At 44.7% G+C, this 26,825-nt stretch carries 26 protein-coding genes; 16 read left to right on the plus strand and 10 right to left on the minus strand.

Annotated features, from left to right (window positions below):
- The 4 genes from ACHKAR_RS12615 to ACHKAR_RS12630 are packed head-to-tail and all read left to right on the plus strand — an operon-like array spanning window position 1 to window position 4,229.
- On the plus strand, window positions 1-2,628 hold the full coding sequence (locus ACHKAR_RS12615; RefSeq protein ID WP_395417663.1) for a nitrate- and nitrite sensing domain-containing protein: 2,628 nt from the start codon (window positions 1-3) through the stop codon (window positions 2,626-2,628).
- Window positions 2,609-2,992 (plus strand): response regulator, encoded by a 384-nt coding sequence (locus ACHKAR_RS12620; protein ID WP_159584949.1) that lies wholly within the window; start codon window positions 2,609-2,611, stop codon window positions 2,990-2,992. Before ACHKAR_RS12615 ends, ACHKAR_RS12620 begins: the two co-directional genes overlap by 20 nt.
- Complete coding sequence (locus tag ACHKAR_RS12625) at window positions 2,967-3,434, plus strand: chemotaxis protein CheX (protein ID WP_159584948.1); 468 nt, start codon at window positions 2,967-2,969, stop codon at window positions 3,432-3,434. Before ACHKAR_RS12620 ends, ACHKAR_RS12625 begins: the two co-directional genes overlap by 26 nt.
- A gap of 9 nt (window positions 3,435-3,443) precedes the next feature.
- On the plus strand, window positions 3,444-4,229 hold the full coding sequence (locus tag ACHKAR_RS12630; RefSeq protein WP_395417664.1) for a PP2C family protein-serine/threonine phosphatase: 786 nt from the start codon (window positions 3,444-3,446) through the stop codon (window positions 4,227-4,229).
- A gap of 16 nt (window positions 4,230-4,245) precedes the next feature.
- Here the strand turns inward: ACHKAR_RS12630 and ACHKAR_RS12635 are convergent, their stop codons facing one another.
- From ACHKAR_RS12635 to pdxA, 8 genes are all read right to left on the minus strand, one after another.
- The gene (locus tag ACHKAR_RS12635) at window positions 4,246-4,872 is read right to left on the minus strand and encodes a hypothetical protein (RefSeq protein ID WP_159584946.1); all 627 of its coding nucleotides are present in this window, start codon (window positions 4,870-4,872) and stop codon (window positions 4,246-4,248) included.
- Between the two features lie 190 nt (window positions 4,873-5,062).
- Entirely contained in the window at window positions 5,063-6,406 is a 1,344-nt protein-coding gene (gene accC, locus ACHKAR_RS12640) for an acetyl-CoA carboxylase biotin carboxylase subunit (RefSeq protein ID WP_159584945.1), read from the minus strand.
- 18 nt (window positions 6,407-6,424) lie between these two features.
- Window positions 6,425-6,904: an acetyl-CoA carboxylase biotin carboxyl carrier protein gene (gene accB, locus ACHKAR_RS12645; RefSeq protein WP_159584944.1), complete on the minus strand. Its 480-nt coding sequence runs from the start codon at window positions 6,902-6,904 to the stop codon at window positions 6,425-6,427.
- Window positions 6,905-6,991: 87 nt separating this feature from the next.
- Entirely contained in the window at window positions 6,992-7,555 is a 564-nt protein-coding gene (gene efp / locus ACHKAR_RS12650) for an elongation factor P (protein ID WP_159584943.1), read from the minus strand.
- Window positions 7,556-7,573: 18 nt separating this feature from the next.
- Window positions 7,574-8,572 carry a beta-ketoacyl-ACP synthase III gene (locus ACHKAR_RS12655; protein ID WP_395417665.1) on the minus strand — a complete coding sequence of 333 codons (999 nt, stop codon included), beginning with the start codon at window positions 8,570-8,572 and terminating at the stop codon, window positions 7,574-7,576.
- A 23-nt stretch (window positions 8,573-8,595) separates the two neighbouring features.
- The gene (rpmF, locus tag ACHKAR_RS12660) at window positions 8,596-8,787 is read right to left on the minus strand and encodes a 50S ribosomal protein L32 (protein ID WP_159584941.1); all 192 of its coding nucleotides are present in this window, start codon (window positions 8,785-8,787) and stop codon (window positions 8,596-8,598) included.
- A gap of 9 nt (window positions 8,788-8,796) precedes the next feature.
- On the minus strand, window positions 8,797-9,324 hold the full coding sequence (locus ACHKAR_RS12665) for a YceD family protein (protein ID WP_395417666.1): 528 nt from the start codon (window positions 9,322-9,324) through the stop codon (window positions 8,797-8,799).
- An 81-nt stretch (window positions 9,325-9,405) separates the two neighbouring features.
- On the minus strand, window positions 9,406-10,431 hold the full coding sequence (gene pdxA / locus ACHKAR_RS12670) for a 4-hydroxythreonine-4-phosphate dehydrogenase PdxA (protein WP_395417667.1): 1,026 nt from the start codon (window positions 10,429-10,431) through the stop codon (window positions 9,406-9,408).
- 56 nt (window positions 10,432-10,487) lie between these two features.
- On the opposite strand from pdxA, the gene rsmA reads away from it, so the two are divergent.
- From rsmA to ACHKAR_RS12695, 5 genes are all read left to right on the plus strand, one after another.
- Window positions 10,488-11,249: a 16S rRNA (adenine(1518)-N(6)/adenine(1519)-N(6))-dimethyltransferase RsmA gene (gene rsmA, locus ACHKAR_RS12675; protein ID WP_395417668.1), complete on the plus strand. Its 762-nt coding sequence runs from the start codon at window positions 10,488-10,490 to the stop codon at window positions 11,247-11,249.
- Window positions 11,246-12,616, plus strand: coding sequence for a magnesium transporter (mgtE, locus tag ACHKAR_RS12680; RefSeq protein WP_255465569.1), 1,371 nt, complete (start codon window positions 11,246-11,248; stop codon window positions 12,614-12,616). Before rsmA ends, mgtE begins: the two co-directional genes overlap by 4 nt.
- On the plus strand, window positions 12,613-13,569 hold the full coding sequence (locus ACHKAR_RS12685) for an NAD(P)-dependent oxidoreductase (protein ID WP_395417669.1): 957 nt from the start codon (window positions 12,613-12,615) through the stop codon (window positions 13,567-13,569). The genes mgtE and ACHKAR_RS12685 overlap by 4 nt, the downstream gene beginning before the upstream one ends.
- 126 nt (window positions 13,570-13,695) lie before the next feature.
- Window positions 13,696-14,169, plus strand: a complete 474-nt coding sequence (gene greA, locus ACHKAR_RS12690) for a transcription elongation factor GreA (protein WP_159584936.1) — start codon at window positions 13,696-13,698, stop codon at window positions 14,167-14,169.
- Window positions 14,169-14,573: an HIT family protein gene (locus ACHKAR_RS12695; RefSeq protein ID WP_395417670.1), complete on the plus strand. Its 405-nt coding sequence runs from the start codon at window positions 14,169-14,171 to the stop codon at window positions 14,571-14,573. The genes greA and ACHKAR_RS12695 overlap by 1 nt, the downstream gene beginning before the upstream one ends.
- A 60-nt stretch (window positions 14,574-14,633) precedes the next feature.
- Here the strand turns inward: ACHKAR_RS12695 and ACHKAR_RS12700 are convergent, their stop codons facing one another.
- Complete coding sequence (locus ACHKAR_RS12700; RefSeq protein ID WP_395417671.1) at window positions 14,634-19,964, minus strand: FG-GAP-like repeat-containing protein; 5,331 nt, start codon at window positions 19,962-19,964, stop codon at window positions 14,634-14,636.
- Between the two features lie 371 nt (window positions 19,965-20,335).
- Window positions 20,336-20,893 carry a crossover junction endodeoxyribonuclease RuvC gene (gene ruvC / locus ACHKAR_RS12705; protein WP_159584934.1) on the minus strand — a complete coding sequence of 186 codons (558 nt, stop codon included), beginning with the start codon at window positions 20,891-20,893 and terminating at the stop codon, window positions 20,336-20,338.
- A gap of 53 nt (window positions 20,894-20,946) precedes the next feature.
- Between ruvC and ACHKAR_RS12710 the strand changes: the two genes are divergently transcribed.
- Genes ACHKAR_RS12710 through ACHKAR_RS12740 form a run of 7 tightly spaced genes read left to right on the plus strand, consistent with a single transcriptional unit; the run spans window position 20,947 to window position 26,775 of the window.
- Window positions 20,947-21,756 carry a lysylphosphatidylglycerol synthase domain-containing protein gene (locus ACHKAR_RS12710; protein ID WP_159584933.1) on the plus strand — a complete coding sequence of 270 codons (810 nt, stop codon included), beginning with the start codon at window positions 20,947-20,949 and terminating at the stop codon, window positions 21,754-21,756.
- The gene (locus ACHKAR_RS12715; protein WP_395417672.1) at window positions 21,753-22,865 is read left to right on the plus strand and encodes a glycosyltransferase; all 1,113 of its coding nucleotides are present in this window, start codon (window positions 21,753-21,755) and stop codon (window positions 22,863-22,865) included. Before ACHKAR_RS12710 ends, ACHKAR_RS12715 begins: the two co-directional genes overlap by 4 nt.
- The gene (locus ACHKAR_RS12720) at window positions 22,841-23,113 is read left to right on the plus strand and encodes a hypothetical protein (protein ID WP_159584931.1); all 273 of its coding nucleotides are present in this window, start codon (window positions 22,841-22,843) and stop codon (window positions 23,111-23,113) included. The genes ACHKAR_RS12715 and ACHKAR_RS12720 overlap by 25 nt, the downstream gene beginning before the upstream one ends.
- A gap of 8 nt (window positions 23,114-23,121) precedes the next feature.
- On the plus strand, window positions 23,122-24,315 hold the full coding sequence (locus ACHKAR_RS12725; RefSeq protein ID WP_159584930.1) for a PP2C family protein-serine/threonine phosphatase: 1,194 nt from the start codon (window positions 23,122-23,124) through the stop codon (window positions 24,313-24,315).
- A gap of 29 nt (window positions 24,316-24,344) precedes the next feature.
- Window positions 24,345-24,947 (plus strand): polysaccharide deacetylase family protein, encoded by a 603-nt coding sequence (locus ACHKAR_RS12730; protein ID WP_395417673.1) that lies wholly within the window; start codon window positions 24,345-24,347, stop codon window positions 24,945-24,947.
- Window positions 24,944-25,708: a TatD family hydrolase gene (locus tag ACHKAR_RS12735; protein WP_395417674.1), complete on the plus strand. Its 765-nt coding sequence runs from the start codon at window positions 24,944-24,946 to the stop codon at window positions 25,706-25,708. Before ACHKAR_RS12730 ends, ACHKAR_RS12735 begins: the two co-directional genes overlap by 4 nt.
- A complete protein-coding gene (locus ACHKAR_RS12740; RefSeq protein ID WP_159584927.1) occupies window positions 25,708-26,775 on the plus strand; it encodes an asparaginase in 1,068 nt (355 codons plus the stop codon). The genes ACHKAR_RS12735 and ACHKAR_RS12740 overlap by 1 nt, the downstream gene beginning before the upstream one ends.
- Window positions 26,776-26,825: the final 50 nt, after the last annotated feature.

Here is a 26,825-nt window from a genome sequence, read left to right on the forward strand (position 1 = left end):
ATGAGAATACTTTATGATCTTCCAATCAGGACCAAGTTTGCAGTGGTTTTGGTCCCTCTTATTGTCATCATCATTTGCTTTGATTACATACAAATCAAGCATAACTATTTGGATTATGACGATTCGCAGAGGCTGAACAAAACCATATTGCTGGGCGTGGAAATCAACCACGCCGTTCATGAGCTGCAAAAGGAGCGAAGCATTTCCGTTGGTTTTTTAACCAATGATGGTGAGGACTTTTCACAAGCCCTCTTGCATCAGAGGCATGTGACAGATAGTACCCTGGAGCGCTTCTACGAGGAGTTGGACCGGTTAGATCTCAAAGGCATTTTTGCCATTCATGCTAACGATGTAGAGTTGTTGAACTCAAATTTCTCTACGATCAACAGTATCCGTCAGAAAGTAGATCGTCGGGTATTGGATCCGATCCAGATTCTTGAGTATTTCTCAGATATCGATGAGGTAGCATTGAATACCGTTGATCAATTGATCAATGAAACACGGGATAAAGATATAGCGCAGCAGGTGCATGCGCTTATTTATTTCTTGAAAGCCAAAGAACGAGCCAGTATTGAGCGAGCCATTGGTACACATGCGTTTTCCATTAGTGAGATTGATGACGAGACTTACAGCTCGTTCACCGCGTTGGTCGCAGAGCAGGAGGCTTATACAGATGCTTTTCTCATCATTGCAGATGAAGCATCAAAAGGAGTATACAATAACCTGGTCACTGGTCATGATGTGAATGAAGTAGATCGACTCAGGTCTGTTTTGCATCTTAGGGATAATTTTAATCAGGATCCAGGCTACTGGTACGAAATGACCACCAGCAAGATCAATGCCCTTAAAAGGGTGGAGGATAGTATCTCTCAGAGACTACTTTCTCGTACGGAATACCTTGCCCGCACAGCCTTTCAGAAATTTTGGACGTTCATTGTACTGGATATCATCATTGGTATACTGGCTATGTGGCTAATGTCCATTATTGTGACCAACCTGCTGGCCAATGTGAAAATACTGGAACGCTTTACCATCAGGATTTCTAAAGGAGACCTGTCAAAGAAAGTGTTCATTGCTACCAAGGATGAAATTGGACAGTACGCCAAGACTTTCAATGTGATGGTGGATGAGATTGTGAAGTCCCATAACATCCTGAGAAAAGAGCGAGATAAGGCCAAATTCCTGTATAACAATATCTATCGAGTATCCCTTGTTGTATTTCAAAATATCCATCAGGGGATTTTCCTGTTAGATAGGAATTTCAAAATGAGCAAGCTTTATTCCAAATCCATGGAAAAGATCTTTGGGCTTTCTAAGATCTCCGGGGAGAACTTCGCCAACTTCATGAGACCATTGATTATCCCTCGCGATCTGGAGGCACTGGAGATGTTCATGCGTCATCTGTTCAATGAGGATATGGACGAGGATGTGGTCAATCAGCTCAACCCGATCGAGCAGGTAAAAATATACAGCGAGACCGATGGTATAGTTACCACCAAATACATTCGGGTCAATTTCACCAGAATCTGGAGAAGAGATCGTATCGCTAACATTATGGTGACGGTATCCGACGAAACGGAATCAGTGTTGCTCCAGAAACATCTGGAAGACGCGGAGAAGAAGAAAAAGCAGGAAACCGAACAGGTATTGAGCATTTTGAAAATAGATCCGTCATTGATCAGGGGCTTCCTGTATAATGCCAAACGCACCCTCAAAGGCATCTCGGAGCGCTATGAGGCCAATAAAGACAGAGACTTGAAGGCGTTGCTTGATTTCACCTTCGAAACCATCCACAACCTGAAAGGGAATGCCGTGGTGATTGGCCTTGACATCATGAGCGAAAAATTCCATGAGGTAGAGGAAGCCATTGAAAGTCTAAAGCTCAAGGAAGTGACTGGTAAGGATTTCCTCACCATCCTCTATGAGATTGATGATGCCGATAAGATGATCGATGAAATGAGCTCTATGCTCCGAAAGGTGGCAGATATCTATCGTAAGTACCCATCTGGTGGTCATGTGGTTTCCAATATCATGCTCATTGACAATCTGGAGCGATCAGTTAAGTTGCTGTCTGATAAAATGGACAAGCCGGTGGACTTTTTCTTTAAGAATGAAAGCAATCTGGTGCTTCCAAATGAGCACATTGATGCTTTTAGGGACATCATGATTCAACTGATTAGAAATTCCGTAAAGCATGGAATAGAGGATCGTGAAACCCGAACGTCACTTGGAAAATTGATCAGAGGAACCATTTCTATTGAGCTGGATCAGCCAAAGGATCAGCGATTCGAGATATGCTATATGGATGACGGCAGGGGACTCGATGTGATCAGAGTAAAGCAAAGGGCAGTTCAAAGTGGCATACTTACTGAATTTGAGGCTGAGAAACTCACACATGATCAGGTGATCAACCTCATTTATGAAAAAGGATTTTCAACCGCTACGGAAGTGGATGAAAACGCAGGTCGTGGAAGAGGCATGAATTTAGTGAAGACACTGATAGAGGAGATGAATGGAACATTTACCACCACTTTTGAGGAAGGTAAGTATTTCAAACTAATCATAAATTTACCCATCAGTGGTATTGTAGAAGACCAATCAAAAGAGCATGAGACTACTGATAGTTGATGATTCATCAATTATGCGTCGCATAATTGAGAAAAATCTGAAAGATTACGATATTGAGATCATAGGTATGGCTCCTGATGGGGCGAGTGCTGTGAAGATTGTTAAGGAAGAAAAACCAGACGTGGTAACGCTGGATATTACCATGCCGGGAATGGACGGTTTGGCTTGCCTGGATGAAATCATGCTTATGCACCCAAAATGCAAGGTTATGATCATCACGGCTCTATCAGATAAATTAACCGGCCTGAGAGCATTGGATAAAGGCGCACGTGGTTTTCTTTATAAGCCTGTGAATGCCGATGATCTCGCCAAAGCTTTTGACCGATTACTAAAGAGAAATGAAAACAAGCAAAGCGGAGTTTGATGCCACCTGTAGTCTGTTCATTAACTCAGTCAACAATTACTTCAGGCACCTGACGGAGATTGATTCCGAACTGAACGTACCTTATATCAAGCAATCCGAAGGTCTGATGTTGAAGGACTATACCGGAATGATAGGAATATCTGGAAATCGGAAGGGATTTGTTTATATTTCAGCTAACCGAATTATGTATGAGGATCTGATTAAGATTTTCATTGGGATAGATGATCCTTCGGAGGAGGATATCCTGGATATGGCTGGCGAAATCTCGAACGTGGTGGCCGGAAACGTCCGTGCGAACCTGGGAGCCAACTTTATGATTTCTGTGCCTGTCGTGTTTCAGGGGATGCCTTCCAAGTTGAAAATACCCGAAGATGTCTCCATATACGTAATTCCGATAGTTTGGAACAACCACGAAGCATTTGTGGTTATTGGTTTGCAGTAAAATTTCAGCATGCTTGATCAGGAACGCACGTACTATAACCTTGGAGTTTCGTCTTTAGAGGATGTAACAAAGAAGAACTATTTTTCTTTGTTTCCTGAGGAGGTCGTGGCAAGTTTTCTGGATGCTTTCATTATCAATCTCCCAATGAGTGGCAAGGTAGGGGGGGATGGCTTCTGGATTTTCAAAGACGGGGAAGATCTTTTCATTGCGCTCTTTGACTGTATGGGGCATGGCCACCTGGCCAGTATGATGACTCGCGTGTACAAGCAATCACTCCAGCGGGTGATGGAGTCCTATGAGACCCGTGATCCCGGAACTATTCTAAGATACCTTCATCACAAAATTGCCACTAAGTTTAGCGATAGAGAAAAACTCCAGGTGGGTACCGGTGCTGATGTGGGACTGCTTAAAATCAATTTAGCCATCAGGCATGTAGAATTCGCAGGTGCCAAAGTAGACTTAATGCATGTGAAGAAGGGTAAGATGGAGATCATCAAAGCCGATAGAATGCAGATTGGTGAAATGTTTGAAATGCAGCATACCTATCAGACCAGCACCATTGTGATGGAAGAAGGAGTGAAGTCTAACCTCTATCTATCCAGTGATGGCTTTCGTGACCTGATGGGTGGCGATAAGAATAAGAAGTTGGGAAGGAAAATGGTGGCTGAAGCCATTTTGGAGAATGCTGATAAACCAATTTTAGATCAAAAGACTTTGCTGACTACATTCATCGATCAATGGAAAGGCTCCAATGATCAGCCTGATGATGTCCTCATCATGGGATTTGCACTTTGATTCAACCCTGAATCACTCAACCTTCTGAAGTATTCAATTTTAGAATCCTCAAAAAATTATCGTCGAGTATCCAGATAAAAAAAGGAGCAACATTAACAGCAACTCCTTCCAGTACGGATTTGACATGAAAGGCTGTTTTATGAACCTTATTTTCCTTTTCAAAAAACTCGTTGATCAGATTGCCAGACATAATTTGGATCTGAGGCACCCTGAGTTCCAATTGCACGCCCAGATACTCAGATATTTCTTTCATAGACAAGGCTGCTATCACATTTTCGATTTCTGACATGAATCCATGCTTCATCAGCTTGGTTTCCGTGCGCTTGTCCGACTTGAATTCGGGTGGCAGGCAGACAGTATTGATCAGATCTACCTCATGATCCAGGATGACGAAATAGAAAGCCCCACGGATATCGCCACTGAATACCAGCTTGACCAGGTGCGCCTTGAATCGACCTAACAGGTCTAACTCTGGAATGGGGGTCAGTGGGCCTACACCATAGGTGATATGGCTGGCATTTACTCTTATTTTGAGCATTTGTTCCATAGACTGTACCGCTTTCTTAATCGCGTTGCCTATAAGCTCCGAAATAAGTTCCCTCTGTTCTTCTGTAAGGCGATTGTTTGGATGAGTAGCTGACAAAATGTGTTTGTTTGCCCAGTTAACGGCTGATATCAAAGATAGTATAAAACCTATGGTCTTTTGAACCTTTATACGGCATTATTACGAGCTTTTCTTGGATAGTTTTTAGGGAAAAGTGACCTATATCAAGCCCGATCCACCTCTAACTCAGCACTATCTGCAACCCTCATGAGGACTTTTCTGGTCTGTTTTACAGGCCAGAAAAGTCAAAGTCATCCAGAAATTTAGTGGTGAATTTTCCGGATTTGAAAACCGGGTCATCCATCAATCTGATATGGAACGGAATGGTGGTTTTCACCCCTTCTATGACCATTTCCTGCAGAGCTCTCTTCATACGTACGATGGCCTCTTCTCTGGTTTGCCCTGAGACGATCAGCTTGCCAATCATAGAGTCATAAAATGGTGGAATCACATATCCGGCATAGACGTGGCTGTCTACGCGAACACCATGACCACCTGGGAAATGTAGATTGGTGATCTTTCCGGGGCTAGGTCTGAAGCCATTGGCCGGATCTTCGGCATTGATACGGCACTCTATAGAGTGTAGCTGTGGATAGTAGTTCCTACCAGAAACCTCCACCCCAGCGGCTACCTTGATTTGTTCTTTGATCAGGTCAAAATCCGTTACTTCTTCAGTAATAGGATGCTCGACCTGAATACGTGTATTCATCTCCATGAAGAAGAAATCACCATATTTATCCACCAGGAATTCTACGGTACCAGCTCCTTCATATCCGATGGCCTCAGCCCCTTTGATGGCCGCCTGTCCCATTTTCTCACGCAGTTCCTGCGTTACGATCGGAGAGGGCGTCTCTTCTATGAGTTTTTGATGTCTTCTCTGGATGGAGCAGTCTCTTTCCGAGAGGTGACATGCCCGTCCTCTGCTATCACCTACTATTTGTATTTCGATGTGTCTAGGCTCTTCTACGAATTTTTCAAGGTACAGACCGTCGTTGCCAAACGAAGCGCCAGCTTCCTGGCGGGCATCATCCCATGCTTTCTTGAATCCGCTTTTGTCCTTCACGTAGCGCATGCCTTTACCACCTCCACCAGCGGTAGCTTTTAGCATTACAGGGTAGCCGGCTTCTTCAGCCAGTTTCATCCCTTGCTCCATTGACTCTAGCAACCCGTCTGATCCCGGTATGGTAGGTACTCCGGCTGCTTTCATGGTGGCCTTGGCGGTAGCCTTGTCACCCATGGCATTGATCATGTCTGCAGAAGCACCTATGAATTTAATGCCATACTCTTCACAAACTTTAGAGAATTCAGCATTTTCAGCCAGGAAACCATACCCAGGATGTATCGCATCTGCATTGGTGATTTCTGCCGCAGAGATGATCTGTGGTATTTTCAAATAAGAATCTTTACTGGCAGGAGGGCCTATGCAGACGGCCTCATCGGCAAACCTTACATGTAAACTGTCGGCATCAGCGGTAGAATAGACGGCCACAGTTTTGATGCCCATCTCTTTACAAGTACGTATAATACGAAGAGCGATCTCTCCGCGATTAGCTATGAGAATCTTATCAAACACGATTTTTTATTTTTTGGATTAAGAGGGGTCTACAAGGAATAAAGGCTGATCGTACTCAACTGGTTGAGCATCTTCCACGAGTACCTTCACTATTTTGCCAGATATTTCAGATTCTATTTCATTGAAAAGCTTCATGGCTTCAATGATACAAACCGGATCTCCCTGTTTAACAGCATCACCTACATTCACGAAAGCTGGTGATTCAGGATTGGCTGATCGGTAAAATGTACCAATCATTGGTGACTTGATGGTGATGAGGTGTGCATCGCTGGCAGGTGCGGGAGCAGCTGGTGCAGCTTTGGGAGCTTCACTGGCAGCAGCTGGTGCTGGTGCCGGAGCCGGTGCTGCTGGGGCAGCAGGCGCTGGTGCTGCAGCCACAGTTACCTGAGGTGAAGATCTTTTCACATTGATCTTGAACTCCTCTGTTTCTATGTTTACCTCTTCAAGGCCTGAGCCTGAAATAAAATCTATTAAATCACGAATTTCTTTTGCTTTCATTATTTAGCATTTTTGGTTGTCTATCAAAATGGGCGCAATAAGCACTTAAGATCGATTTTACTCTGGCGGTAAATAAAGGTAATTATTTTATTTAACTCGTTCCACGTAGGAATTTGTTTGTGTATTCACCTTGATGACTTCATCCTGGTTCACAAACAAAGGCACCTGAATGGTGGCTCCTGTCTCCAATTCGGCAGGTTTGGTAGTGTTGGTGGCAGTATCCCCCTTCAGACCGGGCTCGGTATACACCACTTTGAGAATCACGTGTTGTGGTAATTCTACTCCGAGTACCCTTTCCTCTTCAGCATGGAAAAGCACATCTACTTCTTGTCCGTCTTTCAGGAGTGCAGGTGCGTTGATCAATGAATCGGATATGGGGAGTTGCTCAAAGGTGGTGCTATCCATAAAATGGAAGCCCATGTCATCTTTGTACAGGAACTGGTATGCTCTTCTTTCCACCCGGGCGGTAGTCACCTTGTGGCCGGAAGTGAAAGTGTTGTCGATCACTCGGCCGGTCGAAAGGCTCTTGAGCTTGGTACGCACAAATGCGGGACCTTTTCCGGGTTTTACATGCTGAAATTCAATGATGGTGAAAAGGTCATGATTAAACTCGATAACAAGACCATTACGAAAATCTGCAGTTGTTGCCATGGTAAGTTTTTTGTGAAATTATTTTGGATCGTAGGCCCATTTAAGCCACGTTGCTCCCCAGGTAAATCCACCTCCGAAAGCAGCAAGAATAATATTATCTCCTTTTTTGAGCTGAGGCTCATAATCCCAAAGGCACAATGGTAAAGTCCCAGCCGTGGTGTTGCCGTATCGCTGAATGTTCAGCATCACTTTGTCATCTCCTACACCCATTCTGCGGGCAGTAGCATCAATGATGCGTTTGTTTGCCTGATGAGGTACCAGCCAGCTGATATCGTCGCTGGTCAGGTTGTTTTTTTCCATGACCTCTGCTGCCACATCTGCCATATTGGTGACCGCAAATTTGAAAACCGTAGAGCCCTCCTGGAAAGCAAAGTGCTCACGCTGTGCTACAGTTTCTACCGTGGCTGGTTTGCGGCTTCCACCTGCTTTCATGTGCAGATACGGTGCTCCAGAGCCATCAGACTTCAAAATGGAATCCATCACACCCAGGTCTTCTTCAGTGGGCTCTAACATCACGGCCCCACCTCCGTCACCAAAAATAATGCAGGTGGCCCGGTCAGTGTAATCTATAATGGACGACATCTTGTCAGCGCCAATGATCACCACCTTCTTGTAGGTGCCGGACTGTATGAACTGTGCTCCTGTGGCCAGTGCGTAGAGAAATCCTGAACACGCGGCACTAAGGTCATAACCAAAAGCATTTTTAGCACCGACCATATCCGCTACTATATTGGCTGTAGCCGGGAAAGGCATATCAGGCGTTACAGTGGCACAAATAATCAAGTCAACTTCTTCTGCTTTTGTGTTCGTCTTGGCCAAAAGGCCCTTAACTGCTTCAGCACCGATCACAGAGGTTCCCTGACCTTCGCCTTTGAGAATCCTACGTTCTTCGATGCCCGTTCTGCTCCTGATCCATTCGTCGTTCGTGTCGACCATGGTTTCCAACTCATGGTTGGTAAGCACATAGTCTGGAACGTACCCATGAACCCCGGTAATTGCCGCGCGGATTTTTGTCATGCTATATTGATTGTTTGGCTGTATTAAGCCAGAACTTCTTTTTCCATAACCACTTTACCTTTGTAGTAAAGCTTGCCTTCATGCCAGAATGCTCTGTGCGGAAGGTGTGGTTCACCAGTGGTTTGGCATATTACGTAGCTCTTTGGAGTAGCTTTCACATGCGTTCTTCTCTTGTCCCTTCTGGTTCTGGAAATTTTTCTCTTAGGGTGTGCCATCTTATTTTTCTATTTTTTTCCTTTAAGTTTTTTCAATGCTTCCCATCGTGGATCCACTTCACCGTTCTCTCGGTCCGTATCCTCATCTTCGGAAGTATATATCAAATCTGGCTCGTCATCTTCTGTCTCCTCATAACGTGGATGAAGCTTCTTCAGAGGCACCGCCAGGGTGATAAATTCATAAATAAACTCACTTACATCGATGGTGGCTGTGTCATCTTTGATCACAATCACATCATCGCTGAGTGAGTAATTGTCCTCACCAAATTTGATGATGAGTGATTCTTCAAGCTTAATTGGATAGTCAAAACTATCCAGGCTACGGTCGCAGATGAGTTCCACTTTCACATCAATATGAAAGTGAAGGTTCATCATGGTTTCGGATTTCTCCAGGCTGAGTTTACAAATACCACTGCCTTTTTCCACCAAACTGTGCTCATACATCCTCAGTAGACGGTTATCAATCTGAAATTCAAACTCGTGAAGCTTGTAGCCTAAATTGAAAATATCTATCTGAAATTCCCTGAGCCCTTTCATGCGCTTTCCTTCTGTCCGCTTAAAGAACCGCAAATTTAGGAATAAACCACATATAAAAAAACAAATTTCGTGGGGGATTGTCTATTGGTGCTCTGATCTGTTTTTGAATATATCTGCGGCCATATAGATGGCGTTTCTCATAGAGGTCTCGCTGGCCTCTCCTTTACCGGCGATTGGGAAGCCGGTGCCATGGTCCGGAGAGGTTCTGATGAAGGAAAGCCCTGCAGTGAAATTTACGCCCGTATCGAAGGCCATGTTCTTGAAAGGGATCAAGCCCTGATCATGGTACATGGCTAATATCCCGTCAAAACTTCTGAATTGATTGGTGCCAAAAAAGCCATCAGCAGGGTACGGACCAAACACGAGGTTACCCTTGTCTTTAAAGGTTTTGATAGACGGGCTGATAATTTTTTCTTCCTCTTCACCTAAAAGGCCATTTTCACCAGCGTGGGGGTTGAGCCCTAGCACGGCAATCCTGGGCTTTTTGATTCCGAAGTCCTTCTTCAAGGACTTAATCATCAAATTCAGTTTGGCTTCAATACGCTCCTGTGTGACTGCCTGAGCCACTTTTTTCAATGGAATGTGACCAGTAACCACACCCACTCTCAGGCCTTCTGCTACCAAAAACATGAGACTATCTTTAGCTCCATCTTCTTGCGTGAGGAATTCCGTATGCCCGGGAAATTTGAAATCATCGGACTGTACCATCTCCTTGCTCAATGGAGCAGTGGCAATGGCGTTTATTTTTCCTGTTTTCAGGTCTTCAAGCGCTCTTCGGAGCGAGGAAATGGCATATTCCCCACCGGATTTCCCAGGCTCACCTGGGGTTATTTCAATTTCCTGCTCGTTCAGGTTCAAAACATTTACCTTCCGCTGATGAATGCTCTCTATGCTTTTAGTCTGATTGTAAGTGAAGTTCTGGAGGTCGAGTTGTTTTCTGTAAAAGGAGATGACTCGTCCATCGGCATAGATCACAGGCGTGAGATGCCTCAGTATCCTGTTATCATTAAGGGCTTTGATGACCACCTCTGGCCCAATACCATTAAAATCTCCAATGGAAATACCTATTATTGGTTTATTCTCTCTGTTTTGAGAAGTATCACTCATATTTTGTCAAATTTACAGCGCCGAAAAGTTAATTCATTTTAAAATAATCAGACCCTTTGAAACAGGTAACTCCCAAAAAGCATTTAGGTCAGCACTTTCTGAAAGATGAAAACATCGCCAGGAAAATTGTGAACGGACTGGACCCAGGAAAGATGTCAACTTTGATAGAAGTGGGGCCGGGCACGGGAGTATTGACCAAGTATTTGTTGGATGAATTTCCAGATTTCATGGCGTTCGATGTAGATACTGAATCTGTGGCTTATTTGAAAGATCATTTTCCTGAACACGCTACTAAATTTTTGCATCAGGATTTCCTCAAATACAATCTGGCCGAAATGAATGGGCCTATAGGCGTCATTGGCAATTTCCCATATAACATCTCCTCCCAGCTATTTTTTAAAATATGGGATCATAGAGATGCCGTGAGCGAAGTGGTCTGCATGATCCAAAAGGAGGTGGCTGACCGCATCGTTTCAAAAGAAGGCAACAAGACCTATGGGATACTGAGTGTATTGCTGCAGGCTTTTTATGATATCGAATACCTCTTCACCGTACCGCCGCAGGTGTTCAATCCCCCACCCAAAGTACAATCCGCAGTGATCAGGCTTACCAGAAACGAAATTGCCCGGCTTGAATGTGATGAAGCCCTGTTTAAACGGGTGGTGAAAGCCGGATTTGGAAAAAGAAGGAAGACGTTGCGCAACGCTCTAAAAGACTTAAATTTGGATTTTGCTACTGATACCGAAGTTTTTGGCCAGCGAGCTGAACAATTGTCGGTGAGTGAGTTTATACAGTTGACAAAATACATTTCCGAATGACCACCGAATCCATCATGGAGTTTGCGCTGAGCAAAGAGTTTTTGGAGCGCTTCCAGCAAGCACTGGATGAGAAAGATGAGGCTTTCATCAGGCAGTCGCTTGAAGGAGTCAATCCGGCTGATATCACCGCGCTGCTTTATGAGTTCGACTCGGAAGAGTGCCACTATGTGTTTGGGCTTCTGCCCAAAGAGGTGGATGCGGCCATCCTGAACGATTTGGAGGAAGATGTGAGGGTGGATTTCATTGCGGAGTTCACTCCTGAGGAGCTGGCTAAGTACATCGAGTATCTGGATTCTGATGATGGAGCTGATATCCTTTATCAGATGTCTCTCAAGAAGCGGGAGGAAGTTATCCGATTCATAGACAACGAAGAAAAGGCTAGCTATATTCTTGATCTACTCAGGTATGAAGAGGATGTGGCTGGAGGATTGATGGCCAAGGAATTGATCAAAGCCAATATCAACTGGACCATCAAGCAGTGTATAGAAGAGATACGCAAGCAGGCGGAGAATGTGCAGAAGATCTACTCTGTATATGTGGTGGATGACCTTGGCAAACTGGTGGGGAAGGTGTCGCTGAAGCGGATCATTCTGGCAGAAGACAGTGCTAAAATCGCCGATATATATGATGATAATGTGGTTTCTGTGGAGACCTATATGGATGAGGAAGAGGTAGCCATCATCATGAGGAAATACGATTTGGAAGCAGCTCCGGTGGTAAATGCACGTGGAAAGCTGGTAGGTAGAATCACCATTGATGACATTGTGGATGTGATCACTGAAATGGCTGAAGAGGAACGTCAGATGATGGCTGGTATCAGTGCTGATGTGGAAGAAGACGATACGGTATGGATGCTTTCCAAGGCCAGATTGCCATGGTTGATTGTCGGTATGGTAGGGGGGTTGTTGGGCGCCCAGTTTATGGGGCTTTTCAGAGGCGATATTGTGCTCATTCCTGCGCTGGCATTTTTTATCCCACTCATTACGGCCACAGGTGGTAATGTGGGCATACAATCCTCGTCCATTGTTGTACAAAGTCTGGCTAATCCCAATGTATTTGCAGGAGGCATCGTGCAGCGACTGATGAAAGTGCTTTTTGTAGCAGTGGTCAATGGCGTGATTCTCGCTCTGATGGTATTTGGTGTGGTCATGATGGTGAATAGAAACGAACCCCTGGCTGCCACGGTGTCCATTGCGCTGTTTAGCGTAGTGCTCCTGGCTTCTTTCATGGGCACTATCACCCCACTGATTCTGGATAGGTTTGGGATCAATCCGGCACTTGCATCAGGTCCATTCATCACTACAGCGAACGATTTGCTGGGATTAGCCGTTTATTTTTCTGTCGCCCATTTGCTTTACAATTTATGAATGAAGAAGGTTTAAAGGTGCTCATCGTGGATGATATGCACGAGAGTATCACATCACTATTTGAGAATGCCGGCTTTGTTCCGGACTACCGGCCTCTGATCAGGCCTGAGGAAGTACGTGAGATTATTCATGAGTACCACGGTCTGGTGATTCGCAGCAAGATGAGTGTAGACCGTGAACTGATTGATCGGGCCGTGAATTTGAAATTTGTGGCACGGGCTGGTGCAGGACTCGACAAAGTAGATTACACCTATGTGTCTTCAAAAGGGATCAAATTGATCAATGCCCCGGAGGGCAATAGGGATGCCCTGGCTGAGCACACTGTGGGGATGTTACTCACTATTTTCAATAAGCTCAATACGGGCACTGAAGAAGTGAAAAGTGGGGTGTGGAACCGGGAGGCCAATCGGGGATGGGAGCTCATGGGACGAACAGTAGGGGTTTACGGATATGGCTATATGGGTGCAGCATTTGCTCAGCGGTTGAAGGGTTTTTCGTGCAGAGTAGTGGCCTATGATAAGTATAAGAGTGGGTTTTCCACTGACTATCTGGAAGAGGTGAGTTTACAGGAGTTTTTTGATGAAGTGGAGATTCTTAGTATTCACGTACCGCTTACTTCAGAGACCAGGTTTCTTTTTGATGAGAAGTATTTTGCTCGTTTTAAAAACCTAAAATTCTTACTCAATACCAGCAGGGGTGAAGTGGTGAAGTTGTCAGCGGTGAATGATTTACTGAAAAGAGGCGTGCTACTAGGGGCTGGTCTGGATGTATTGGAAAATGAAAAACTGGATAAATTAACGGAGGCACAGCGGGCAGATTTTGAAGAATTGATCAGCTATCCCAATGTGATCCTGACACCTCATGTGGCAGGATGGACGTTTGAATCTTACCGTAAAATCAATGAGGTGTTGATAAGGAAGCTTCAGGCGGGAGACCTTGCACAGTTAAGCTGAAATTGTAAATCATCCTCAAAAAAATTATATTTGCCTCTTTAGTAAGAGAAATAAAGAAACTATCGATACGAAGGCGGTCCTTATGGGGCCGTTCTTTTTTGTTTTAGTAGGTTAAAGAATAAAGGTATGTCAGCATTAAATTATTACACAAAAGAAGGTTTGGATCGTCTCAAGAATGAGTTGAACGAGCTTAAAACCAAAGGAAGAGCGGCCATGTCTAAGCAGATTGCTGAGGCACGTGACAAGGGAGATTTGAGTGAAAATGCCGAGTATGATGCTGCTAAGGACGCTCAGGGTTTGCTGGAATTAAAGATTTCCAAGCTTGAAGCGGTTGTAGGAAATGCCCGTGTGATTGATGAGTCCAGTTTGGATGCATCCAAAGTAGGCATCTTGTCTTTCGTGAAGATAAAGAATAAGAAGACGGGAATGGAGATGAAATATCAGTTGGTAGCAGAAGAGGAAGCTGACCTAAAGCAGAATAAGATTTCTATAAAATCCCCGATAGGCAGCGGGTTACTGGGTAAAAAGCCCGGAGATACGGCCAAAATCAATGTGCCGGCAGGGGAGATTGAATTTGAAATCATTGATATCTCCATCTGATGTCAAGTATTTTCTCCAGGATCGTAGCAAGAGAAATCCCCGCTCATATAGTGGCGGAGGATGAGAATTTTCTTGCTTTTCTAGATATCAATCCACTGGTGCAAGGACATACCTTAGTTATACCCAAGCAAGAGGTGGATTACATATTTGATCTGGATGATGAGGTATTGGCTGGGCTCCACATTTTTGCCAAGAAGGTGGCCAGGGCTATAGAAGCTGTGGTGACTTGTGAAAGGATTGGTGTGACTGTGATTGGGTTGGAAGTGCCTCATGCGCATGTTCATCTGATCCCGATCAATGCGGTAAATGATATGAACTTCGGGAAAGAAAAACTTTCTCTGGGTAAAGAAGACCTGATGGAAGTGGCAGAGAAGATTAAGGCCGCCTTTACGTTGGCGAAGTAGTTAGCCACGAGTATCCAAGAAATAAAAAGCACCCTGGAAAGATCTCCAGGGTGCTTTTTTTTATCGCTTGCTGATTTTGAACTGATACCTGAACTCGCCAGAGGAGTCATGTAAGATTAAGAAGTAGGTGCCCACTTCAAGGTGTGACAAGTCCAAACTCAGCTTATGTGCACCCAGTTCATCTTCCAGTTCCTGACTTAATAAGGTCGCTCCGGATATGGAAATTAGCGCAAGGCGAAGCTGATTGACAGACCGGTTAACCAAATATTCAGCGGTGAGTTGGTGATCACTTGGGTTGGGATAAATTTTCACATTGCGCAGATAGGGCAGAGGAGCTCCCAGAACCTCAGTGGACTCAACGAATATTCCATCCTCGGTGATCAGCGCAAATACTTCAAATTTCTGACTACTACCATCATCTCTGATAATGAACTCTATTTCAGCGCTGGGGTCCATTGGTACGCCCGGATACTCTATATTTAGTCTGTAAGTACCTGGTTCAATACCCGAGAAGTTGAATCGTCCTTCATCATCGGACTCTACATACGCGTATAAAATATACTCTCCATCCTGATCAGTTCTTCCTGCACGAACAAACCTCCTCATTGAGCAGCCGGCCTTTTTCACTTTCCTTCTGGCATTGACCCGAGCTTCTTCGTCACCTATTTCGGTTTCGTTCAGATCACTTTGCAGCTCTCCGGAAAGAGAGGCACCGATCTCCACGGGTGGTTCCACATAAAAGACCATTTGAATATCCACACCCTCCATTCTTTCTCTGACTTCCAGCACCGTTGCGTCTTCATAGCTTTCGGCCTGTTTGTAATACGTCTGAATGGTGCTAGGGAAGATGGCTCTATTGGGTTGGGTGAGAATGATGAAATCTCCCAGAACCAAATCAGTAAAGCTAAACTTACCAGATGCATCTACCTGAGCCGTGTCTTCCGGGATAAAAGGACCATCCTTCAATCGATAGATAATCACGTCACCATCGGTGAGTAGTGTGTTGTTATCGTCTGCATAAACTGTACCGAAGAGATCGGTTTTGGCCATAATGTTCACGTTCCTGCTGCTAATGGTCAGGCTTGGGGCTTGCGGATGCGTAGCCGTTAGTCTATAAGTCCCTTGCTTGCTCGCATTGATGTTCTCTATTTCATACACAGAATTTGTAGCTCCTGTGATGGGAGATACATTGTTGTTATAAGGCTGACCCGGTATCAGAGGTCCAAAATTCCATTGGTACACTGTGCCTTCGCCAAGATCCTGAATACTGACAACTCTGGTTTCTCCTGCAGGAATGGTGTCATAAACGGTTTCCCCAAACCTTTTTTGGGGGGTGTAGGTGAAGTTGGCTACAAAAGTATTGGGCACTATGTCTGCAAAAGTGAGTCGGTTTCCACTAAGATTGAGCGATGTAAGACTGGTGCCCGAGAGGTCAGGAAAGCTTCTGAGATCGTTGCTCGAGACATTGACATTCTCTAGTGAAGTCAGTCCGCTGAGTGTCGCAGGAACACTTCCCTGTAGTTCATTGACCGACAAGTCCAGTGTTTTTAATCCTGCAAGATTTCCCAGACTTTCTATGAGTGATCCGGCTAGCCCGTTGGTGGGGAGGGAAAGTTCGGAAACCCTTTTGGTCTCATCTATCTTCACTCCATGCCAGGTGTCTGCATTACCAGTCAGCCAGTTGGTTTTGTTATTCCAGTTATCGCCATCCAGGTTATTATAGAAATCTACCAGTACCAATGAGTCGGATTCTACAATCGTATTGGTCGCTCCTGATTTTTCTATATTTACGGATATGCCGGTTGCGCTCATTGTAGCAAATAATTCCCAAATGCCGCCAATATCCGTTTCAGCGATTTCAAATCCCACAGATGAACTTTCGTCCATGGGTATTCCCGGGTACTGTACATCCAGCTGATATGAGCCCACATCCAGTAGCCCAAAGTCGAAATGACCCGCTGCATCCGTGGATATGTAAATGTATGGTTCCGACACAGAATTGATTGACTTACTCAGATTAATAGCCAGATTTTCCAGATCTACATCTATGCCTGACACAGCTACATTACCTGCTACGCTCACACCTTCCGATATTTGAGGCGGTGCAGGAGCGTCCAGGAGGGTGATGTCCAGATTGGAGGAAGTTTGATTCAAGAAAATGGTATCGGCAGCAGACCAATTGTGGGTGTTGCCATAGTAAGTGTGAGTACTACCGGGACTTTGCGAAAGGTCTGGGTGGGCCAATACCATGAATTCACCAAGTATCAGTCCGGTAAAGGCGTAACCTCCAGTCTCGTTGGTAGTGGTAGTAGCCGCTAAAAAATAAGGCCCTTCCAGCACCCTGAATAAATCCACTTGAGCTTTACCTGATACCATACCGGTGATGTCTGCCTCGCCATACAGGGTGACTCTTTCGCTGGTGAGTGTAAGAAGGGGAGCATCAGGATGAGTAGCTTTCAGTTCATAAAATCCCTGATCTCCAATACTCATTCCAGCAATATTATAACTTTGAGAAGTGGCCCCTTCAATGGGGATAGGGGTTTCATTTATGGGGGTATCAAAGGTGTATGTGCTCATACTCCACTGGTATTGTGTGCCAACGCCCAGGTCTCCCCAGTCAAGAGTGTAGCTGGAGCCTCCGGGAATGGTATCTGTGGTGGCCATGCCCAGATTAGCCTGAGGACTGTAAGTGAAGGAAGAAATGGGAGCATTCGGAACGATACTCCCAAAGGTTAGGTGATTGTTTTCCAGCTTCAAAGTAGTGAGTGGTGTGATCCCTGAGAGGTCAGGGAATCCACTGAGTTGATTGCCTGAAACATCGATGTGTTCTGCATTTACCAGTTGGTCAAGCGGAGAGGCTGTTCCAGTCAGATTATTTCCTTCCAAAGAGAGAGATGTGAGTTCTGTGAGCAGGGCGAGTTCTTCGGGGATTTCACCCGTGAGCTCATTTGATGACAGAGCTAATTCGATTACCCGCTTGTTGTCAAGGTTGAGTGTCACTCCAAACCACTCACTCGCTTTTTCTACTTTCCAACCAACCTTTTGGATCCAGTTGTCACCGTCCAACTGATCGAAAATAGCCACCAGTGCCAGAGAATCCGAAGTAGTGATGGTGTTGCTGGTCGTTGGTGTATTCGTGGTGTTGAGTATCAGCCTGTTGCCTACATAATACTCCAAGGAGAAAATATCCATATCTCCGTCGTTATCTATGTCCCCTGCCACAGGGTGGTAGGAGCGGGTTCCCACTGTTCCGAGCAGGGTGAAGCCTCCAGAGCCATCACCAGCCCAAATCTCATCTTCATAATCTTCACCACCACCAAGGTATAGATCAAGATCACCATCCAGATCAAAGTCCTGAATCAGTACGCCTGCATAATTGGAGCTGGCAATATCCAATATGGAGCTTTCAAAAGTGGCGTCACCATTGTTGGAAAGTATATAATGATACTGTCCAGAGCTGATATAGTCATTCAGCGCGATAATGTCTGTGTCTCCATCACCATCAAGGTCGGCAAGTCCCAGGTTATCAAACCCTCCTGCATCAGCCAGGTAAACCGTGGGAGAGGCGATGGTTCCCGCCTCGTTGACAAAAATAATGACACCTGAATATCCACCGGAAATGATGTCCATATCCCCGTCACTGTCCAGATCTGCTGCCAGCAGTACATCGTCTATTTCATAGGAAACATTTAAAGTCTGATCGATGGTGAAATTTCCGGCCCCGTCATTGTTAAAAGTGATTAATAGATAGCCATTGTTATACCAGGTGCTTGTAACCAGATCCATATCCCCATCAATGTCAATGTCAATCGCAATGGCCTGTTCCAGGTCAGGATAGGGTGCAGTTTCCAGGGTAGAGGCCTGAGTAAATGATCCTGTGCCGTCATTGGTCCAGAGTACCAGTTCATCCGCATAGGAATTAGAGAAAACCACATCGATATCCCCATCTCCATCAAAGTCGCCGGTAGCCATGGCATAGCTAATGAAATTGGATTCTCTGGCTATGTTTTGTTTGATGGAAAGGTTGCCTGATCCATCATTTTCGATGATCATGGTGGTTCCGGAAATGATTATATCCAGATCATCGTCGTTATCTATATCTACCATTTCAGATTCGAAACCATAAACCACCTCCACCAGATCTTCATCCAGCAGGATAAAGTTTTGATTTCCATCGTTTGCGAATACCACAATATCAAAGTAATTGGATACCACCAGGTCCATGTCCAGATCACCGTCAACATCTAAGCCAAGCAGCGCTTCAGCTTCTCCAATATTTGGCTGGATGTTACCCAGAGAGGATTGGGTGAATGATCCGGATGTGTTGGTGAGCAGAAGATGACTTTGATGGTAGGTGTAGTCATTTCTATTTTCATAGTCAGATTCTATTAATAGGTCCAAATCACCGTCTCCGTCTATGTCGATAACCTCCGAAAGATAATAGCGTTGATATATCCCATCCAGATTGGTGTTGGAAAGAATGTGTTCTGTAGCTCCCAGTGAGATCATCGATACGCCGTTGAAGTCGTCAAAGACAATGTCAAGATTTTCATCACCGTTGAAATCACCAGATCTGGCTTCATTGAAGTTGAAGGGTACACTCTCTGATATGGTATAGGTTTCGTTGGCAAAGACGCCTCCTTCGTTGTTGAATATTTTTAGGTAATAATTCTCCACTGCTATGTCCACATCTCCATCATTGTTAAAGTCTCCTGTGACAAACCGACTACTCCCCAGCAGGTCCTCGGTTATGGTGAAGAGCCCGGTCCCATCGTTCGACAAAATACTAACTGCATTGCCATTGCCGGTGAGATAAGTGCCAGCCAGGAGATCCATATCTCCATCTCCATCTATATCCTGTAGTTCAATATCATCATCCAGCTGTACCCCTTGGAAGAGCTGGGAAGACTCTGTGAAGGTATTGTCCCCATTGTTTGCTAGGAGGTAAATACGGGTATTGGTGCTGCTTCCGTCGGCAATGCCATAACTATCTCCAATTAAGATATCCAAGTCCCCATCTCCATCCAGGTCTGCTACAAGCAGTTTACTGGGATCCATTGTTTGAGCGATATTGATAGGAGCACCAAAGTGTCCAGTACCATCATTTGGCAAAATACGAAGAGGCCCGTAATAAGAGGCAACCAGTAGGTCCTGATCCCCGTCTCCATCGAAATCTCCGAAATGCCGAACGCCATCACCAATGAGTGGGTCTCCCAGAAAGTCCTGTGGCTCGAAAAGACTGACGGTGGCCCCAGACCTAAATTTTGAACCAGAGCTTCGACGGGTAGTGTTTTCTTTAACGTCTTTTTTGAGGTGCAATTTTTCTTCCTTTGACTTTCGACCATCCTGGGCTGATGAAGCCACAGTGATAAAGCCAAGGGCAAGTGCCATAGCCCAATGTTTAAGCTTGGGATTTGATTTTAAACCCAACCGCAACTCTAGTTGCTTGAGCTTTTCAATCAGGTGACGTTTCTGTTTTTTAGTTTTGTTTTGAAGACTCCAGTTTTGAGACCTTTGATGAACCTGAATTTGAGTTTTCGATAGGTCGATTCTCGTCTCTGCTTTAGTACTTGTTCAATATTACGCATGGCGGTTGGTTGGGTTTTGTGCCTCGTTTGATTTGCGGATTCACAAGAGAGTTATCATCGTAATGGATGTCCCAAATCAAAAACACACTGAAAATACGAGAGTTAATCGGAAAATTCAATAGCGGATCTCAAAATACCCCTTTGTAGGTACTACCCGCGGCAACAAGGAAATGATCATTTAATCCTACCGGGATTTTCCGAAAGGAAAGCTTTCCAGCTTTTAGAGGACTGCTGGGGCTTTCCTCCCTGGTAATGATGACAAAGTGCGACTGCCAGGGCGTCAGTTGCATCCAGGAGTTTGGGTGCATCATTAAACTTGAGGAGCGTTTTGAGCATAGCCGCCACCTGTTCTTTGGAGGCATTGCCATTTCCGGTGACTGATTGTTTCACTTTCTTAGGAGCATACTCCGTGATGGGGATTTCTCTGGAGAGTGCAGCGGCCATGGCCACACCCTGAGCACGGCCCAGCTTTAGCATAGATTGCACGTTTTTGCCAAAGAAGGGAGCTTCAAGAGCTACCTCATCCGGGTGGTAGTCATCGATAATGCCAATGATGCGTTCAAATATTTTTTTGAGTTTTAGCTCATGACTGGAGTATTTACTAAGATGGATCACACCAAATTGCAAGAGTTTAATATCCTGCTTCTTAACTTTGATGAGTCCGTATCCCATTACACTTGTGCCGGGATCCAGCCCCAAAATGATCTTTTCTAATGAAGTATCTTTTGACATCAATGCAAATTAACCATTACACAGAGAGATATAAAAAATCACTGGAGTGGACTGTGAAGATAATTGTCACAGGTCTTTGCATTTATTTTATCAGTACGCGGGTGGATCTGTCTGATATTAGTCTCAAGGAGGCTTTTGATAAACCTGATGGCATAATTATCTACATGATAGTGTTGATGCTCATGCCACTCAACTGGGTGTTGGAGGCAGAAAAATGGCGTGTATCAATCCCCCATGAGACGAGTTCATTTCAAGAAGCGTGGCGGAGAGTGCTGGCTGGTTTGGCCCTCAACTGGGTGATTCCGTTCACTCTTGGGGATGTGGGGGGCAGACTACTGAATGTGCAAAATGCTAAAAAATCAGCGGGGGCACTCCTGATTAACCGAACCATCCTTTTATTGATCACCCTGCTTTATGGTGGGATTTCAGTGCTTTATTATTTTGACTGGTATAATCACTGGATGTTGGCCATCCCTTTTTTGGTGGTGGGAGTTGGGCTGCTGGTATTGAGTAGTCGGGGTAATGGCTCTATGTGGATACAGGTGTTGGCTTTATCACTTCTGCGTTATGTCATTTTCACTTTTCAATTTTATCTTGTTCTGAGTCTTTTTCTCCCAGAACTGGCATGGTATCTAATCCTCTTGGGTATTGGCTGGATCTTTCTTTTCAGGTCAGTTATCCCCTCTTTTTTTGGAAATTTCGGGGTGCGTGAAGCCAGCGCAATTGTTTTCTTTCAGGCTTATGTGCCCGATGTAAGCATTGTTTTGATTCCTTGTTTGATCATTTGGATGATAAATACTGTCATCCCTTCTATCCTGGGTACAGTCTATGTTTTTAAATTAAAACTTAACATTGCGCAATGATTATTTTCATTGCGTTTTCATTGATCTATTGCGGCTTTTTGTTGTGGGCCAGGTATCACTGGTGCCGGATAGATACCTCGGTGGAAGCGGATGATGGAGGGTTGTTGACCTTTTCTGTCATTATTCCGGTACGCAATGAGGTCGCAAACATTGCCTCCATACTCGCTGACCTGCAAGCTCAGGAATATCCTGCGGATTTGTATGAGGTTCTCGTCATAGATGATGACTCTGATGACAGGACACTGGAAATAGCCGCAGAAGTACTGCAAAAATCTTCCATGAAATACCATTTGGTTCGCTTGAAGGATTATGGGATGAAGGGGAAAAAACAGGCCATTTCCAAAGCATTGGAGCTGGCTAAAAATGAGATTATACTAGCCACGGATGGGGATTGCAGGGTAGGATCAATGTGGATTCGGGTGTATGCCCACAAATACACCAAGGACATTCAAATGATCACTGGACCAGTGCGGATGGTGGAGCATGATTTTTTCACCCATCTTCAGTCACTGGAATTTGCCGGTTTGATAGGACTGGGTGCAGCAAGCCTGCAATCTGGTAACCCGGGGATGTGCAATGGGGCCAACCTGTCCTATCGTAAGTCCGCTTTTCACGAGGTTTCCGGGTACGAGGGCAATCAGGAGATTGCCTCCGGGGATGATGAGTTTTTATTACAAAAAATATTCAGAGCTTATCCCAATGGTGTGTTGTTTCTAAAAGATAAACGAGCCATTGTTTCAACTCCGGCTAAAGACACTCTGGGCGAGCTGATCAATCAGCGCAAGAGATGGAGCAGTAAATGGAAATTTCACAAGAGCTATTACGTCAAGCTCATGGCTATTGCGGTCTTTTTTAACTACCTCGTATTTGCTTACATGCTCGTTGAAGGTCTTACTAATGAAGCGTCATTTGTAATATTCACATCTTTTTTCTTGCTCAGAGCCCTTGTTCTTAGTCTTTATATCAGGTCAGTGGCGATTTTTCTTGGAGTGCGAAATGTCATTTGGGCGTCTTTCGTGATGGAGATAATTTACCCTTTCCTCGTGCTATTCTTGGGAATAGCGTCTATTTTTGGACATTATTCATGGAAAGGCAGATACTATTCATGACCGACGAGGAGTTTGATGTTTTAGATGAGCTTTATTTTGTTACCCCTTTCGGAGTGCTCCGGGAGACTATAGGCTGGGCACCGGCCAAGTTGATTCCTGTGTTGGATAGTATTTACAGGAAAGGGTGGATCAAAATCATGAAGACCATCGATGACGAACTGCCTGAAGGACAGATCGATTTGAATAATCACGCAGACGAGTACTTCTTCCTTGCCACCAAAAGTGGTCTGCTCGCACATAATTCATAATATAAAAAATGCCGAACGGCCTGGACATAAAAGACCTGGAGCTCAATGCGCTTCTGGAGATCACTCAAGCAATCAACAACAACCTTGCTGAAGAGGATCTATTCAGGATTTACAAGTTTACACTGCTTGCGGATCTGAAGGTGCAGCGCCTTGCTCTTTATGTGAAGGATGACAACTGGGACTGTAAAGTTCATTTTGGAACCCAGACGGATTGGAATAAAGTGTTTTTGCCTCAGTTTTTCTGGGACTTGCGTGAGGTGCGGGAACTTGCTGATTGCGATGAGGAGTTTCAGGCATTTGAGTTAGCTATTCCGGTGACTCACAAGGATCGCTTGCTGGCCATTGTTTTTGTGGGTGGCAATGAGCGATCGGGCAAAAAGAGTAATACCACCTTTTTAAAGGCACTCACTAATATCATCATAGTGGCTGTAGAGAATAAGAAGCTGGCCAGAAAGCAGCTTCAGCAGGAGGCTTATAGAAAAGAGCTGGAAATTGCCAAAAAGGTTCAGAATTTCCTCTTTCCGAAAGAATTACCTAAGACCCACCGCCTGAAGATAGAGGCCGTCTATCTACCCCATCAGGATGTGGGAGGCGATTATTATGATTATCTGGCCATTGACAATGATCGCTTTTTGGTCTGTGTGGCAGATGTGAGTGGTAAAGGAGTGCCGGCGGCTTTGCTGATGTCCAATTTTCAGGCTTCGCTCCGCACACTCGTGCGTAAGACGCAGGATCCTAAAGAGATCGTGGCAGAGCTCAATCACATCATCACCGATAGTGGCAATGCTGAGAACTTCATCACTTTCTTCCTGGGTATTTATGACTTTCATGACAAGTCTTTCGAATATGTAAACTGTGGGCATAATCCCCTCTATTTGGTCACTAATGATGGTATTCAGGAGCTCAATGACGGGACAACTATCCTTGGGATGTTTGATCCATTGCCATTTTTGAAGACCGTTCGGATTGAAAACCTGAGCGATTTCTTCTTTTTTGGATACACTGATGGTCTCACTGAGACTTTCAATGCTGCAGATGACCAATATGGTGAGGAGCGTCTGAAGGCATTTTTAGAAGGAGGAATCCCCACAGATATTAATAAACTGCACCTCGATATTTTCAAAAGCCTTGATGAGTTCAGGGTAGATGTGCCCTATCGGGATGACATCACCATGCTATCTTGCCTGGTCAAGAATCCATGAGAAATTATTTTTTCCAAAACCCATTTTGGATGCGCTGGCTGTATCTGGGAGCTGTCTGGAAAGTCAGGACCAACAAAAAGGAGTTGTTCTTGACTTTTGATGACGGGCCGCACCCAGTAGTCACACCATATGTATTGGCACAGCTGAGAACCTATCAGGCCAAGGCTACTTTTTTTTGCCTGGGCTCGGCTATGGAGGCCAATCAGGAAGTGGTTAAGCAGATCAATGATGATGGCCATCTCATTGGCAATCATACTCAAAGTCATTTGAATGGTTGGGCCACGAATACACGCCGGTATATGGCCGATGTGCTGGCATGTCAAACCCTGCAGGATGAATATTCTAATAATCGTCTTTTCAGATCCCCCTATGGGAACCTGAAGCTCGGTCAGCTCAGAGCTCTGAAAAAGGCGGGTTATCGAATCATTATGTGGTCTCACTTATCCGGTGATTTTGATCGGGAATTGGACCGCAAACAATCATTGAATTACATGAAAAAGGCTGATCCCGGTTCTATTTTAGTTTTTCATGACAGTGAAAAAGCTTTTAAAAACCTGAAAGAAATGTTGCCCAAGGTGTTGGAACATTTTTCTACTTTGGGTTATTCATTTAAAACACTTAGCAACTTATGATTCTGGTAGACTCACATGCACACATCTATACAAAAGAGTTTAAGGCCGATATTGAGGAGGTGATTTCAAGGGCCCGAGAAGCGGGGGTAGATCGCATTTATATGCCCAACATTGACCATGAGTCGATTGAGGATATGCTTGAGTTGGCACTGAAGTACCCGGGTTTCTGTGTTCCCATGATGGGTTTGCATCCATGCTCGGTGAAAAAAGATTTTGAAAAACAACTCTATGAAGTGGAAGAATTTCTCTCCAAAGGGGGCTTTTGCGCAGTAGGTGAAATGGGAACAGATCTCTATTGGGACAAGACCTTATTTGAAGAGCAAAAGGAGGCTTTTCGCATCCAATGTGAGCTGGCCATAAGGCATCAATTACCCATAGTCATTCACTGTAGAGAATCCATTGATGAGACCATTGCTCTGGTGAAACCTTATGCAGATAGGGGGCTTACTGGCGTATTTCACTGTTTTACCGGAACTTTGGAGCAAGCCAATGAAGTGATTGACTTGAATTTTAAGTTGGGGCTGGGAGGAGTCGCCACCTTCAAAAATGGAGGAATGGAACCGGTGATCAGAGGGGTTGCTTTGGAACATATATTACTGGAAACGGATAGTCCGTATCTTGCCCCGACCCCTCACCGTGGCAAACGTAACGAGCCCGCCTATACAAAAATTGTGGCCCAAAAAATCGCGGAGATACTTGATAGAGAAGTCGCAGAAATTGGAGAAATTACCTCCCAAAACAGCAAAACCTTATTTCGTTAATGAATTACAAAATAGTCAACATAAGGACTACCGCCTCTGTAGACCCTGTTGATTCCATATTGATTATATACACTGGGGGTACTTTTGGTATGGCTTATGATGAGTCTGGCGCCCTTGCGCCATTCAATTTTGGTAGGGTCATAGACCGTATCCCCGAATTGAAAGGACTGGAACTGAGGCTTACCGTCATCTCTTTTCCCGAACCCCGTGACTCATCCAATATTAATTCACAGGACTGGCAGGATATGGCCTACATCATTTACGAGAATTATGCTCAGTATGATGGTTTTGTGATTTTGCATGGCACTGACACCATGGCTTACAGTGCGTCTGCGCTTAGTTATATGCTGCAGGGGCTAAACAAACCGGTGATTCTCACAGGAGCGCAAATTCCAATAGGATCTATCAGATCAGATGCGCGGGAGAACCTAATCACCGCTCTGGAGATTGCATCTGCCAAAAATGACAAAGGCCCGATCGTCAATGAGGTATGTATTTATTTCAATTACTATCTCCTGAAAGGAAATCGGTCACAGAAAATACGGAGTAGCACGTTTGCAGCGTTTCAGTCTCAGAACTACCCTTATCTGGCCGAGTCTGGTATTGATATAGAGTACAGGCTGAACTACATGTGGCCTCACAATGCCCGCAGTAAGCTGAAGATCAAGAAGGAGTTTGACGAAAATGTGGCCATTTTGAAGATTTTTCCAGGGATTAACCAACAGACTGTGGAAAGTATCTTTAATATTAAGGGATTGAGAGGGGTAGTGCTTGAGACCTACGGTTCTGGCAACACTATGAACTTCCCGTGGTTTATTAAGTCATTGCAAAAAGCGATTAAGAAAGAGATCATCATTTACAATGTGAGTCAGTGTAGTGGGGGAGAGGTGATCCAGGGACGATACGAGACGAGTAAGCGTTTAAACGATATAGGAGTTTTAAGTGGAGGTGACATTACGACAGAAGCCGCTATCACCAAGTTAATGTTCCTTTTGGGGACAGAAAAGAGCCTGGATGAAGTGCGCAAAAAGTTGGTCATTCCATTAAATGGCGAAATGGATAATTGAATATCTGCTAATTGCATTTAAAATTTGCATAAGCTTAATTTTCTTGATTT

The sequence above is a fragment of the Marinoscillum luteum genome (assembly GCF_044005705.1).
In the GTDB taxonomy this organism is placed as follows: domain Bacteria; phylum Bacteroidota; class Bacteroidia; order Cytophagales; family Cyclobacteriaceae; genus Marinoscillum; species Marinoscillum luteum.